The organism is Agarivorans sp. QJM3NY_29 (assembly GCF_050870835.2).
Taxonomy (GTDB): Bacteria; Pseudomonadota; Gammaproteobacteria; order Enterobacterales; family Celerinatantimonadaceae; genus Agarivorans.
Genome location: NZ_CP194036.2, coordinates 4,384,785 through 4,398,626 on the forward strand (window position 1 = coordinate 4,384,785; position 13,842 = coordinate 4,398,626).

The 13,842-nt window shown below is 48.4% G+C and carries 13 protein-coding genes; 1 reads left to right on the plus strand and 12 read right to left on the minus strand.

Annotated features, from left to right (window positions below):
* Positions 1 to 6: 6 nt before the first annotated feature.
* From ACRRS0_RS19855 to ACRRS0_RS19870, 4 genes are all read right to left on the minus strand, one after another.
* Positions 7 to 825, minus strand: coding sequence for an ABC transporter permease (locus tag ACRRS0_RS19855; protein ID WP_432456136.1), 819 nt, complete (start codon positions 823 to 825; stop codon positions 7 to 9).
* Complete coding sequence (locus tag ACRRS0_RS19860; RefSeq protein WP_432455862.1) at positions 825 to 1,748, minus strand: ABC transporter permease; 924 nt, start codon at positions 1,746 to 1,748, stop codon at positions 825 to 827. The genes ACRRS0_RS19855 and ACRRS0_RS19860 overlap by 1 nt, the downstream gene beginning before the upstream one ends.
* On the minus strand, positions 1,748 to 2,818 hold the full coding sequence (locus tag ACRRS0_RS19865; RefSeq protein ID WP_432455861.1) for an ABC transporter ATP-binding protein: 1,071 nt from the start codon (positions 2,816 to 2,818) through the stop codon (positions 1,748 to 1,750). Before ACRRS0_RS19865 ends, ACRRS0_RS19860 begins: the two co-directional genes overlap by 1 nt.
* A 203-nt stretch (positions 2,819 to 3,021) precedes the next feature.
* On the minus strand, positions 3,022 to 3,825 hold the full coding sequence (locus tag ACRRS0_RS19870; protein WP_432455860.1) for a helix-turn-helix transcriptional regulator: 804 nt from the start codon (positions 3,823 to 3,825) through the stop codon (positions 3,022 to 3,024).
* Between the two features lie 165 nt (positions 3,826 to 3,990).
* On the opposite strand from ACRRS0_RS19870, the gene ACRRS0_RS19875 reads away from it, so the two are divergent.
* Complete coding sequence (locus tag ACRRS0_RS19875) at positions 3,991 to 4,200, plus strand: hypothetical protein (RefSeq protein WP_432455859.1); 210 nt, start codon at positions 3,991 to 3,993, stop codon at positions 4,198 to 4,200.
* A 266-nt stretch (positions 4,201 to 4,466) separates the two neighbouring features.
* Here the strand turns inward: ACRRS0_RS19875 and ACRRS0_RS19880 are convergent, their stop codons facing one another.
* From ACRRS0_RS19880 to ACRRS0_RS19915, 8 genes are all read right to left on the minus strand, one after another.
* Entirely contained in the window at positions 4,467 to 5,381 is a 915-nt protein-coding gene (locus tag ACRRS0_RS19880; protein WP_432455858.1) for a LysR family transcriptional regulator, read from the minus strand.
* Positions 5,382 to 5,533: 152 nt separating this feature from the next.
* A complete protein-coding gene (locus tag ACRRS0_RS19885; RefSeq protein WP_432455857.1) occupies positions 5,534 to 6,535 on the minus strand; it encodes an isoaspartyl peptidase/L-asparaginase family protein in 1,002 nt (333 codons plus the stop codon).
* Positions 6,536 to 6,569: 34 nt separating this feature from the next.
* Entirely contained in the window at positions 6,570 to 7,391 is an 822-nt protein-coding gene (locus tag ACRRS0_RS19890) for a M55 family metallopeptidase (protein ID WP_432455856.1), read from the minus strand.
* Positions 7,388 to 8,455, minus strand: coding sequence for a P1 family peptidase (locus ACRRS0_RS19895; protein WP_432455855.1), 1,068 nt, complete (start codon positions 8,453 to 8,455; stop codon positions 7,388 to 7,390). The genes ACRRS0_RS19890 and ACRRS0_RS19895 overlap by 4 nt, the downstream gene beginning before the upstream one ends.
* Before the next feature lie 99 nt (positions 8,456 to 8,554).
* Entirely contained in the window at positions 8,555 to 9,436 is an 882-nt protein-coding gene (locus tag ACRRS0_RS19900) for an ABC transporter permease subunit (protein ID WP_432455854.1), read from the minus strand.
* Positions 9,437 to 9,445: 9 nt separating this feature from the next.
* Entirely contained in the window at positions 9,446 to 10,366 is a 921-nt protein-coding gene (locus ACRRS0_RS19905; RefSeq protein ID WP_432455853.1) for an ABC transporter permease, read from the minus strand.
* Positions 10,367 to 10,385: 19 nt separating this feature from the next.
* The gene (locus ACRRS0_RS19910; protein WP_432455852.1) at positions 10,386 to 11,930 is read right to left on the minus strand and encodes a glutathione ABC transporter substrate-binding protein; all 1,545 of its coding nucleotides are present in this window, start codon (positions 11,928 to 11,930) and stop codon (positions 10,386 to 10,388) included.
* Positions 11,931 to 11,991: 61 nt separating this feature from the next.
* Positions 11,992 to 13,830 (minus strand): ABC transporter ATP-binding protein, encoded by a 1,839-nt coding sequence (locus tag ACRRS0_RS19915; protein ID WP_432455851.1) that lies wholly within the window; start codon positions 13,828 to 13,830, stop codon positions 11,992 to 11,994.
* Positions 13,831 to 13,842: the final 12 nt, after the last annotated feature.

Genomic DNA, 13,842 nt, shown 5'->3' on the forward strand with positions numbered 1-13,842 from the left:
TCCCTGTTAAGATTTTGATGTTTTTTCTGGTCCTGTGCGTCCAATAAACCAGGACAGAGCAACCAGAATCACCGATACGCCGAGCATGAGTGTGGAAATGGCCATAATATTTGGCTTAATTCCCTGTTTAACCGAGCCAAAAATGGCCGTTGGCAGGGTTTCTACGCCCGCACCTTTTACAAAATTGGTAATCAAAAAGTCGTCTAAAGAGATAATGAAGGCCAGTAGAAATCCAGACAAAATACCGGGCATCATCATCGGCAAAAGTATTTTAGTGAACGCCTCTTTGGGAGTTGCGTATAAATCCATTGCAGCCTGTTCATACATCGAAGGAATACTCTGCATCCGGGCAGAAATAGGCAAATAAGCGAAAGGAATGCAAAACACAATATGAGCGAGAAGGATCGTGAGTAAGCCTCCTTTAAAGCCAATTGCTGAAAAGAAAACCAAGCTAGCCACTGCGGTAACGACTTCTGGCACCATCAGCGGTAGGTTAATCAAAGCAAAACCGGCTATTTTGCCTCTAAATTTGCCTGCTCTTGTCATGGCAACGGCGGCGGCCAATGCAATCATGGTTGCAACACTTGCAGCACAGATAGCAATTACAATTGAATTAATTGCCGCCATTTTGAATTTAGGTGCTTCTGGGCCGGTAAAAACTTCCCGGTACCAATTCAACGACACGCCTCCCCAATTGGTTATGGAAGGGGATGCATTGAACGAATAAATCGCAACGATAACCAGCGGTGCATAAAGAATCACTAGGCAAACAAGGGTGATTTCCCGAAAGCCTGCGAATCGTTTTAAATCCGTCATTCCTTTCATCACTTCTGCTCCTGTTTATACTGACTTCTGGCGTAAATAATAAGAACCACCATCACGATGGTTAATAGAATTATCGAAATTGCTGCACCAAAGGGCCAATTGCCTGCCGCACCTTTGAACTGCTCTTCAATGAGAGAGCCGATCATGAAGTTTTTTGCGCCGCCCAAGAGGTCCGGTGCTAAAAAGGCCCCCAAAGATGGAACAAATACTAGGATGCAACCTGCAATGATCCCCGGTTTTACGACCGGGAGAATGATCAGTCGCAATGTGGTCCAAGCACCGGCATATAGATCTGCTGCGGCTTCGGATAAGCTGAAATCATAACGCTCTACAGACGCGTAAATCGGAAGTACCATAAACGGCAGATAGCTATAAAATAGTCCTAGCTGCACTGCGAAATCGGTGTTGATTAAGCCCAAAGGCTCCGATATCAGCCCACTCCAAAGTAAAAACTCGTTCAAAGGTCCGCTGTCTCTAATCAGAAACTTCATTGATACGGTGCGGATCAGCAAGTTTACCCAGTACGGAATGGTGATTAGAAACAGCCATACCGGTCTCGACTTTTCGTTACGGGTGGCGATAAACCATGCGGTAGGAAAGCCGATGATCAAACACAGAAAGGTGGCTATCGCGGCCTGTTGTATCGAACGGAAAAAGATATTGATATAGGTCCATTCGATGGTGGGTGGTTCATCACCAAACAACCCTCGGTCGAGGAAAAATTGGTCATAGGACGCGATGGAAAAATCCCACAGCACGCCACCGCGAAACTCTTTAGTAAGAAAGGAGTAAACACCGATTAAAATCACTGGGATCAATAAAAAGATACCGATCATCACCCAGCTTGGAAGCATAAGGCGTAAGGCCTTACCTTTATATATATTTGAAGAGAGGTTAGCGCCTAAAGACGCACCAGCAGCCATTAGTCAATCAACAGGCTTGCAGCACCTGCCTCCAGCTTTAAGCCGACCAATTGACCAACCGCAGGAATTGCCAACGCTGCAGAGTTTTGCATTCGAATGGTCATCTCCTCGCCATCAATCAATTTTAGCTGCACATGGGTGTCGGTTCCCAGATAGATTTGAGCCGTAACCGCGCCTTGTAAATCACTTTGCTCTGCTGAACACAAGCTGATTCGCTCCGGCCTAACAGATAAATGTCCGCTCCCCTGACCCACTTTGGCAGCCGCAGGACAAGAAAATGAATGCCCTCCAGGCAGGATGATCTGTGCAGTTCCATTGGTAACCGATTGCACCTCAACATCCAAAAGATTCGTTTCACCGATAAAATCAGCCACAAACCGATTAACGGGTACTTCATAAACCTCTTTTGGTGTTCCGACCTGCTGAACATGTCCGTTCGACATCACAGCAATGCGATCCGACATCGTTAATGCCTCTTCTTGATCATGAGTCACAAACACAAAAGCAATACCAGTTTCCCGTTGGATCTCTTTGAGCTGAACACGCACAGCCTGACGTAACTTCAGATCGAGAGCCGAGAGAGGTTCATCAAGAAGCAATATTTTAGGGCGAGGCGCCAGAGCACGGGCCAAAGCGACCCGTTGCTGTTGGCCACCAGATAATTGGGTAGGTTTACGATCGGCATATTCGGCCAGTTGAACCAGCTTCAACATGTCATCTGCTCGGCGAACGGCCTCTCGTCGATCCCAGCCACTACACAACAGACCAAACATCACATTCTGTTCTACCGTCATATGCGGAAACAGAGCGTATTGTTGAAAAACCGTATTAACCGGGCGTTGATGCGCTTGCAAACCAGTAAGGTCTTTATTATGCAGGCGAATGCTCCCCTCACTGACATCTTCGAAGCCAGCGATACACCTTAATAAAGTTGTTTTTCCGCAGCCGGATGGTCCAAGCAAGGTAAAGAACTCGTTTTCCCGTATATCGAGAGAAACGCCATGTAAAGCAGTGAAGGATCCATAGCGCTTAACCACATTATCAATCCCCACCGATACATTGTGTGCCATCGTTAATTATCCCCTTGATACCCCTTAGATTCATGTTTTAACGATATAGCAACTGAATTTAGGGGTATATAACCCTAGAGGGTTATGAAACATATTGAGCAAACATTAAACAGTGGTAACTCAATGAGGAAAGGACTGACGGATATGGCTAGCAAACGAAGGAACAAGCACCACTCACCATCAAGTGGCATGAATATTGGAGTCTAAAGGGTTGAAATAACCGGCATTAACAATGCAAACAATTCCGCTTGTGAACTAATTTTGCATTTAGAGTACAGTTGTTTACGAAATACTTTCACGGTCTCTTTACTGATACTGAGGTTGAGAGAGATGGATAACGATGAATGCCCCTGTAATATATAGAAGGCAACTTCTGCTTGGCGAGGACTAAGTGTGATGCGATACTGGCTTGTCATTGCATCGCGAAGACGCTCGGTGACAGGAGGTAAGACAACATTTTTACCCTCTTTGGGCTGATAGCCTTTCCAATGTTGTGAACATAGCGCAGACAATACGTTTTCAAGTGATTTTATATACTTTAACTCGACTTTACTATACGGGATCCCTCGTACTTTATCCCTTCCAAAACAAGCCGTTAAAGTCGATTCATGCCCAAGCCGGGCAAGTAAAGCAAATTCATCGATCAGAGTGGTTTGATTATAATATTCACTGAAATAACTAGTATGTTTAAACTGATCTGGCGCAAGATCAAAAATATTATGGATACCCGTTTGAATACCTCTGCATACAACATGATAAAACGGATCCAACATGTAGGCACCGCTTAAATAATGGGTCTGCATTTTTTCGTATACTTGTGGATTATTTGACTCTCTGTAGAGCTCTTCTGGAGTATGGTCCTTGTGGTATACAATGATGATAAGGTTGTCAAAATTAACCAACTTACCTACAAAATGACTCAGCGCCTCAGGAAAACTAGCACTACCTAAAGAACAGACTAAGTCAGCCAGTGCTTTATCATGCTTGGCACCAAATATCTTGCTCATATTTAGTCTTCTCCTGAAATGCCTTCGCCACTATTTAAGCATACTATGCTGGAGTTATATCCCCCCAAGATTGCATGTTTTATGACTTTTTAACGAGTTTACAGCTTATGTAACCAGCAACAAACATAGAGTTGATGTGATTAGCCCTAATCATAGAGCCAAGCGATGGCTGCCAACACTATTGAGTCAAATTCTCAGTTCGGTAGAAAACGCCGCAACAACATCATCGAAGAACTGGCTCAACTTGTCGCTCACAATAGTACTTCTGGCAATCAGAAAGCGGTTCAATCTAACATCAAAAAAGCTTACCAAGCAGTTCTCGGTGTAAATCAAACCATTGCACGAAGCCAAGGAAGTGACGACCTTACGATTTAAACTCAGGAATACAATTAAGCTGACCATCATCGCCATATGATCTCAGCCATTGGTGACCACACGCTTATATTAAAAATCACTGCAATAGATGTGGCTGAATGATTTCCCGCAAGAATATACGACAAGCCCAGCAGTAAATACCGTTGCAAGAAGACCTGCCGGAACACTTCACGGATGATGAGTTGAGCGAAGTAAGTCGGTGACGCCTATGACACGAAAGCCGCTTTCCAGCCAAGCGTCATTTCCACTTGGCAAATTGAAAAACCTTAACTGGCAAGTTCTAATACGCTAGCTAAGGCTTGCTGTGCCACCAATTGGCACTGCATTTTGAGTTGCTGTTTCAACTTAAGCGTAGCGGGAGATTGCGGGCTCCCCACACGGCTAAGAAACATCACTTCAAAGGGTAAGGCTTGCGCTATTGGTACAATCTTTAATTTTTGTTCATAACAGCGGGCAGTGAACACATCCACGATCCCAACCCCTCCGCCTGATAACACCATGTCAGCAATCACCGAATAGGTTTTCACGTGTAGTGCCGAACGCGGGGTAAGTTTTTTATCATCGAGGGCACGATGCAATACTCGACCTAAGGGGTCATCACGTTGCATCATGATTAAGTCATGTTCACACAACCAAGATAAACTGACCACTGGAGGCGAAGGCATCTCCTCGGGCAATACCGCAACCATCACCGACTGAAACAAGGGCTCAGCAAACAGCTTCGGTGCCACATGCTGGCCAAATACCAGCGCAAAATCTAATTCCTTCGAGAGTACCAATTGGCTGAGCGCGGCAAAATGCTCGGTTACTAAGTTAACCTGCACCGCATGATCTTGCTTACAAAAGGCAACCATACTGGGTGCAACCACCATTTGACCAAAAGCATGCGCTGCACCAATTTTGACCGTCTGCACCTTATTTTTGCGCAATGACAGTGCTAATTCAGAAATTGATTGTAGCTTATCGTAAACCTGTTCAATTTCGGGCAACAACATCTGCCCTTCTTCCGTCATGCGCATCCCTTGGGCATGCCGCTCAAACAAGCTGAAGCCCAATTGCTGTTCGGTATGATTCAAGATGCGACTCACATTGGGCTGAGAGACATTAAGTAAACGGGCTGCCCCGCTAATAGTTCCAGCCTGAACAATAGCCTGAAAAATTTCAATTTGGCGTAATCTCATATTGCTTTACCCTCAACGGCAGGGAATACCACTCACAATCAATGGTTTGTTAAAGCAATAATTAGACCGATAAAACGTGATTTTGTTATTAATACGACACGCGATTAAAGGCGGAATATCCGGCTTCGAGATATTCAAGGCCCTTAAATAAGCTAGCTTTCAGGATCGCCATAGATCCCTACTTTCGGTAAGCCACCAACATAACCATAGCCACGATACATCCCCTCACTATTAAACGGTAAGGCGATGTTGCCAGCAGCATCAACCGCGATCATCCCGCCACTTCCATCCAGTTTAAGTAATTTATCCATCACCACTCGCTGCGTTGCCTCAGCCAAAGACAAATCCGCATATTCCATCAAGGCCGACACATCATAGGCGGCAACAGCTCGCATAAATGCTTCTCCGGTACCGGTACTGGAAACCGCCACCGTTTGATTGTTTGCATAACACCCCGCCCCCACGATTGGTGAATCGCCGATCCGCCCAAGCATTTTATTGGTCATGCCCCCAGTGGAGGTTGCCGCTGCGAGATTTCCCTTGGCATCAATCGCCACGGCTCCCACCGTACCGTATTTCTTATCTGGGTCTAAAGGCTCATCATGATCGTCCAAACCACGAATAGGGCTCTCACTGAGCCGCTGACCATCATGATCTAAAGCGATTTGATATGTATCGCTGGCTTGCACTCGAATGAGCTGTTGCAAGCGCTCATCTGTAGAAAAAAAGTTTTCGTCGACCATTGCCAGACCTTGCGCGGCGGCGAAGTCTTCTGCACCTTGAGCGCTCAGCAGCAGGTGAGGACTGTGTTCCATCACCGCCCTCGCGGCTAAAATAGGATGACGAATACGCGCCACACCACACACCGCTCCGGCTTGCAGATTTCGTCCATCCATCACACAAGCGTCTAGTTCATGGGTTTGCTGATGGGTAAACACCGAGCCGTAACCGGCATTAAATAAGGGATCTTCTTCCAGTAAACGCACCGCTTCAGTCACTGCATCGAGCGCGCTACAGCCCGCTGCGAGTATGGCTTGTCCGGCGGCTACTATCTGCGCCAGCGACTGCCGATAGGTTTGCTCTTTTTGCGAGCTCATGCTGTTACGCGATAAAGCGCCTGCGCCACCATGGATAACAATCACTGGTGTTGTCATACCGTCTTCCTCAACCTTGTCATTTCTACTTCAACTAATTTTGGCTGCTTGCCATATACGAAAACGCACTCAGTAAGCTCACTAGCTCGCCCATTGAATCACTGGTAAATGACACCGTGCGCGCATCCAACATTTTAACTCCAGGAACTAAACTAAATAGATCGGCAAATACCGGTCTGCTAGTCGCCAACTCCAAACAATAAGGAGCAGATAGCCGTGAGGTCTGACTTGAATTAGCCTCGATAACCGCTAACCGAGCCTGTTCACGGATCAAGGCTTGGGCGGTTTGCGGGCTCAACGAGTCCGCAGCGGTACTTGAAATCATCCGTTTCACGCAAGCGTAATGGGCCGTGGGATAATACTGTTGGACCCATGTTTGTAGCTGATCATCGCCACTCACTAACCACAGCGGTGTATTATGCTCAGCCGCAGCAGCGGCATAGATATCGGCCTCAGCCATCGCTTCACCGTTGATCTTAAGCTGATAAAAAGCGCGACCATTGATGGTATGCGCCAATACGCCAGCCTGACCTGCGCCGCTATGAAAACCAATGAAAAAAGCGCCATCATAGTGATGCCGTTCCAGTCCGTCAACCATCGAGAGTGGCCGTGGTTTACTCTGCACTAATCGAGCGCGAGCATCGATCTGGGCAGCCCGCAAATTTGTCATACTGGCGTGACTATCAGCCACCACCACTTCGCTGGCCCCACCGTCAAATGCGCCAGCAATCGCCGCATTCACTTCTTGCTCCATCAATGCCCGAGCCAACTCATGCTCGCGATGACCCGGACTACATTGCTCGGGGCTGACCACCCCAGCAATCCCTTCAATATCTGCTGAAATAAAAATTTTCATTGCTGCTCCTGATACTGCGCCGCTAGCTCATCTAAGAGCTGAGCCAGTGCGGGGCGAAAATGCCCCTCAAATCCAACGACTGAAGTGGCCTGCATGAGGGCGTCTAAAACGGCAAACTCAGTGGCATCTGCCGCAGCACACAACATTTGTTCCAGATCTTGATCGGCGATCGATTCACCAAACGAATGGGCGGTAGAAAACGCCAATGCAATATCCCCGGAACCATGCCCCCAATAACTGCCTAAACGACCTAAACCTGCTCCAGCTCGTTTTGCCACGCGCTTCAATTGACGAGCACTGAGCGGCGCATCGGTCGCCATAATAATAATGATTGAACCTGCGTCGCGTTGTGCCGCTAAATCGGGTAAATGCGGGGCAATCGCCTCCCCCATCACAACCCCATCCAGGGTCAGCGAGGATAAGCTACCAAAATTGGCCAATACCAACACCCCCAAAGTGGCCGCCAGCGATTCAAGTCGACGCGAACTGGTGCCGATCCCACCTTTCAGGCCGAAACAGCTCATGCCTCGCCCTGCACCCACACTACCTCTCGCAAATTCGGCACTGGCCTGATAAATCGCTTGCTCGGCAAATGCCTCACTCACCGCGATGTTTTGAATATCGTTTAAGAAACCATCGTTACATTCGAGCACCACTGGATTCACCGTGGCTTGCTGGCGACCTAATTGCGGATTGGCGCGTTTACAATGCGCCACCAAAGCGCTAAACATCCGCCCCACCGCCAAAGTATTCCCCAGCAAAATTGGGGTTTGTAACTGACCTAACTCTTCTATTTGGGTCAAACCTGCTGGTTTAGCAAAACCATTCAATACCGCCGCGCCACAGGGCAAAGGATGGGTAAATAGATTATCAGAACTGGGGACGATCGCCGTCACCCCGGTTTGCAGCTCTGCTTGAGCCAAAGTCTGATGCCCAACACTCACCCCCGGCACATCGCTGATGCGGTTATACTGGCCACAGGGTAAACGCGGATGACCGATGGTCCGCTCCGTTTGCCAACGCTGTAACAATAGTGCGACTCGTTGGGCTTGATATTGATCCATAATTCATTCACTCACTTATTACTTGGCCGCACTCTGCTCTGGCGACGCCACGAGTCGGCCCACTCATCACCCGACGCTCAGATTTAAAGCGATCTCTGGCTAAACCTTCAATTTGGGGTCGAGAGTATCACGCAAGGCATCCCCCAACAGGTTAAATGCTAAAACGCTGAGGAAAATAGCCAGACCAGGGAACATACTCACATGCCATACGCCAGCCATCATCATACTGCGCCCCATCGCCAGAATATTACCCCATTCAGGCACATCTGGTTCGGGCCCTAAACCAATAAAACTCAAGCTAGCTGCAGTTAAAATACTGGAGCCTATGCGCATCGTAAAAAACACAATCACGTTGGCCAGAGTACCCGGTAAGATATGACGTAGCAGGATTAGCCGATCATTGGCTCCTGCACAACGCACCGCTTCAACATAAGGGGCTTCTTTCAAGGCCAGGGTGGAAGCTCGTACAATTCGAGCGAACACTGGCACACTAAACACCGCAACTGCCACAATCACATTATTCAATCCGGGACCTAAAATAGCCACCACAGCTATCGCGAGCAACATCCCAGGAAAAGCAAATAATACATCGGCGCCCCGCATAATAAACATGTCCAGCCAGCCACCATAATACCCCGCAAACAGGCCAAGCAAAATGCCAAAAATCATCCCGAGAGTGACCGACAGCAGGCCAATATAAAGGGAGATCCGAGCCCCATAAATAATCCGGCTGAGCACATCTCTGCCAAGGTCATCGGTGCCCATCCAGTGCTGAAAATTAGGCCCCGTGGATAGAGCCGACCAGTCCGACTGCATCGGATCCCAAGGTGCTAACAGAGGGGCAAACAGAGCAATCAGCACTAAAATTGCAACAAAACCACCCGAAAACAAGGCCATCGGATTGCTAAAAAAGCGTTGCCAAAAATCTCGCCAGGGGGAGCGAATAGGTCCCTGCTGCTCTAGCTCCGTTAATACTTCCATCACTGATTCCTAACGCAAACGAATGACTGGGTTAATCACCGCATAGAGCAGATCAACCAACAAATTAATCACAATAAATTCCAATACAAACAGCATCACCAATGCTTGAATCACCGGTTGGTCTTGGGTCTGGATCGATTGAATCAATAGCCACCCTAAACCAGGCCAGCTAAAAACACTTTCCACCACTATCGAGCCGCCCAGCAAGAATCCAAACTGCAGCCCCAGCATCGTTACCACCGGGATCAAGGCATTACGCATAATATGCTTCCAGGTTACCAAGCGGGCCCGTAGCCCCTTCGATTTCGCAGTACGCACATAGTCTTCTTGGGCCACTTCTAAAAAGGCTGAACGAGTAAAACGCGCCATCACCGAGGCAACCGAGGCACCTAAGGTAAAGGCAGGCAAAATGATATCGGAGGGTTGATTAAAACCACTCACCGAAAAGATCCCAAAGGGCATCGCCACAAATTGGATCAGCAATAAACCCAGCCAAAATGGCGGCAACGAGATCCCGCCAATCGCCAGGCTCATTAAGGTCCAATCTTGCCATTTACCGCGCTTCAGCGCCGACAATACGCCAACCAGCAAGCCCAAGATCACCGACCAAACAAAGCCAGCTAAGGCCAACCATAAGGTAGGCATAAAGCTTCTGCCAATCACTTCGGTCACCGGTTGCTGAGTTCGGAAAGTCACCCCCAGTTCGCCATGGAATAAATCACCCAACCAGTTCACATATTGGGTGGCTAAGGGTTTATCTAAACCAAGATGCACCCGAGCCTCTTCAATCGCTTCGATGGGGGCGTCTATCCCGGCATAGATCCGTGCCGGGTCGCCAGGCAAGAGCTTAATAAAAGCAAACACCAGAAGGGAGACCACCAGCAGCACAGGGATCATTTCCAGAATTCGGCGGACCACATAAGCTAACATCGTGTTCTCCCTCTATCTCTTACTTATACTGCGCTTGTGCAAACAACAACGAGCCATCGGCTAACATCGACACCCCTTGTAGGTTTTTCTGTTTACCCACTAAATTATCTGGGGTGCCCAAAAAGGCAATTGGCGCATCCTGCCAAATTAGCTGCTGGGCAGACGCATAAGCCTTGGCGCGTAACTCAGGATCAGCGGTCTCTAATCCACCCATGATGGCTTTGTCCACAGCGGCATTGCTGTAGTAAGACACGTTATAGGCTGTTGGGACCCAAGATTCTGTGGCAAATAGTGGACGTAACGCCCAATCGGCATCACCCGTTGAAGGCGACCAGCCACCATAGTAGAGGTCGTACTCGGCTTTCTTCGGATCACTCACACTCCATAACTTGTCGTTACGAGTGCCTGAGTCCATCGGAACTACGGTCACTTTAATACCGACTTGGCCTAGCTGCTGTTTTAAGAACTGAGCGCTACGAACCGAGGCAGTGGCATTCGATACCCATAGTTTTAAGTTCAAACCATCCGCGTAACCCGCTTCTTTGAGTAGTTGTTTGGCAGTACTTAATTTATAGCTGTAATCCGGTGAGCTTTGCTTCGCGAAGAACTGCACATTAGGTGCAATCACCGATTGTGCCGCCACACCCATTCCAGCAAAACCAACTTTTAACCACAGTTGACGATCGATTGCATAGTTTATCGCTTGACGTACTTTTAACTTCGCCAAGGGTTTATGCTGGGTATTTAGCGCCATGTAGTACATGTAAATACTTGGGTCACGCTGTACCGCTAATTGACTATCGTCAGCAACGGTTTTTACCAAATCGGCAGGCAAAGGATAAATCGCATTGACTTGTCCCGATTTAAGCGCTGCGACCCGGGTGGCGTCTTCCGGCGCTGGATAGAAAGTCACACTGTCGACCTTTGGCCAACCCGCCTTCCAGTAATGTTGGTTTTTCACTAACAAAACTTCTTTACCCGGTTGCCAGTCTTTAAACTCAAACGGCCCAGTCCCTACAGGGTGTTTACGCAAATCGGCTTCTTTGTCATATTTAGCCAATACTGCGGGGCTCCACATCACTGCAGACGGGTGAGCCAAGGTATTGATAAAGGCACCAAAGGATTGATTGAGCACCACACTTACGGTATCTGGTGACAGTACATTCACCTGCTTGACCATTTTGAATAGGCTATTTCTTCTCAGCCCAAGCGACTGATCGGCTAAACGCTCCAAGTTAGCCTTAACCGCAGCCGCGTCAAAAACCGTCCCATCCTGAAAGGTCACCCCTTGACGCAAATGCAACACAAACTCAGTTGCATCCTCGTTACTGGTGTAACTGGTCGCCAACTGGGAGACTAACTTCATGCTAGCGTCAAATTGGAAGAGCCGTTCAAAAATACCACTTTGTACCGAGTAACTGACGTTATCAGAGGTATCATGTGGGTCGAGGCCGGTAATATCGGCGTACATTGAAATTTTTAAGTCCTCAGCATGGGCAACAGAGCCTAAACTTAGCGCTAAGCCCAAAGCCACAGCAGTATGGCGAACTAGTGGTGTCATCATATTTCTCCTGATCGTTCATTATTCAAACAAGTAGCAACCTACAATCTCAGTTTTTCCCTCACTAAGATCCTTCAGCCACCCAGTGTTGTGGCACTACCTCTCGGTAGCATAATTTGGCCACTTCCGCGCCCACCGGACGCATCGGGGAAGGGGCCAATTCGGTATCGTCCAACAGACGCAAACCTCGGCGTGCCGGGTCTGCAACTGGAACAGAAGCTAATAAACGTTGGGTATAAGGGTGTTGAGGATTGTTAAATACCGCTTGGCGACTCCCTTGCTCAACAATTTGCCCCAAATACATCACTGCAACTCGGTTGGCGATACGTTCAACCACTGCCATATCGTGAGAAATAAAAATCCACGACACGCCAGTTTGCTGTTGCAAGTCCATCATCAAATTGATCACCTGAGCTTGAATCGAGACATCTAAAGCCGATACCGCCTCGTCTGCTATAATCACCTTCGGCTTCAGCGCCATGGCTCGGGCAATCGCTATCCGTTGCCGCTGTCCACCGGAAAACTCATGTGGGTAACGACGAGCATGTTCAGCCTTAAGGCCAACACTCACCAATAGGGCTTCTACCTGAGGCGTCGCTTCGGCCAATGACTTGACCAAGCCATGAATTAACAGCGGTTCAGCAATCGTAAAACCAACCGTTAAACGAGGATTTAACGAGGCATAGGGATCTTGAAACACCATCTGCATCTCACGACGCAAGGGCTTAAAGGCGGCATCGCTTAGTAAGGAGATCTCTTTCCCCTGAAAATGAATCGTTTCACTATTACCATCCACCAGCCGCAACAAAGCCCGACCTGTGGTCGACTTCCCACAACCGCTCTCCCCCACAATAGCTAAGGTTTCCCCGGGATATATTTTGAGGTCAATTTGCTCAACAGCATGAATATGGTGAGTCACCGCAGACAACCAGCCATGACGGAGTGGGTAATAGACTTTTAGGCCTCGCACATCCAGTAAGGGTTTTTGCGAATAGTCTGCAGTACGGTGATCTTCCGGGGCTTGCTGCGCGGCATCACCAACTATCGGGAAACGAGCAGGCCAAGCGCGCTTACTCATATCCCCCAATTTGGGCACTGCGGCCAGCAAAGACTGGGTATAAGGATGCTGCGGTGCCTTAAAAATTTGTTCAACCGTACCCGTTTCAACCACTTTACCGCGTAGCATCACCACCACCCGATCAGCGATTTCTGCCACCACCCCCATATCATGGGTAATAAACATCACCGCCATATCTCGCTGCTGCTGTAACTCGCGTAATATCTGTAATATTCTCGCTTGCACCGTGACATCTAAGGCGGTGGTTGGCTCGTCGGCAATTAAGATACTGGGGTCACAAGCCAGTGCTTGCGCAATCATCACCCGTTGCCGCATGCCGCCAGAGAGCGATTGCGGATAGCTTTTCATCACCCGTTCCACATCGGCAATCCGTACTCGCTGTAATAACTCACAGGCTTTTTGATAAGCACTGCTTTGATCGCATAGCTGATGATCACGCAGCGCTTCGGTGAGCTGATCCCCCACCTTTAACACGGGATTTAAGGAGGTCATTGGCTCTTGAAAAATCATTGCCAAAGATTGACCTCGTAACTTGCGACGCGGTTCTTCACCGAGGGTCAGTAGATCGTAGCCAGGCTTATCCAGGTGTGGTTGGTAAATCACTTTACCTTGCTCTATCTCTGCGTTATCGGCCAATAAACCCATCAACGATAAGGAGGTCACCGACTTACCGGAGCCACTCTCTCCTACCACAGCCACCACTTCCCCTCGATATAACTCAAAGGAAACGCGGCTCAAAGCTTGCTGATTTCCACTGCGACTGCGAAAGCTAACGCTGAGATCTTGAATACTTAATAGTGGTGGTGTTTGCTTCGCTTGCGGCATCTTCATCACTCC